The following is a 608-nucleotide window of genomic DNA, read 5'->3' as shown; positions in this document are numbered from 1 at the left end:
CGAGGCTTAACGCAGCCTCCCACGTCCTTCATCGGCTCCTGATGCCAAGGCATCCACCGTGTGCCCTAAAAAACTTGGCCACAAAGATGCTCGCGTCCACTATGCAAATCTCAAACAACAAACAGCAACCAACCCACCCCACCACCAGCCGCACACCCCGAACCCGGAGCACACGCGGTATGACAGGAGACCGGTCCCGCACGAGGTCACACAAACCACGAGACCGAGACCACACTCAGCAGAACATCAGCCTTCGCCAACACCCTGCCCACCCGCCAACCCCCCACATCCCAGGCCACAAGCCCAGATAGAGAGTCAGCCGAGAAAGCGGCCACGGTCCCAAGAGGTCCGTTTCCTCAGGACCCAACAGTGTGCCCGGCACCCGCAACCCCCGCACCAGCGTTCCCACTCCCCCACACATGGTGAGGGCGGTACTTGCCGGCCGGCGACCACGCCATGCCGAATAGCCAGTGCTCCACTAGTGAGCCGTCACGCATCAGACATCCGCTGATGACCGCGACATGGACCAGCAGCTCACGCCGCCGGCCAGCGCTCCTTAGAAAGGAGGTGATCCAGCCGCACCTTCCGGTACGGCTACCTTGTTACGA

Annotated in this window: 1 rRNA gene; it reads right to left on the bottom strand. The window is 62.0% G+C overall.

The features are described 5' to 3' along the window. Positions 1-80 (bottom strand): 23S ribosomal RNA (locus tag AB0C16_RS40260); the annotation flags it as partial. Between the last annotated feature and the right edge of the window lie 528 nt (positions 81-608).

It is taken from the genome of Nonomuraea sp. NPDC048916 (genome assembly GCF_040649575.1).
Classification (GTDB): Bacteria; Actinomycetota; Actinomycetes; order Streptosporangiales; family Streptosporangiaceae; genus Nonomuraea.
Note: the sequence above shows the minus strand (reverse complement) of the source record. Positions and strands in the feature narration are given on the sequence as shown.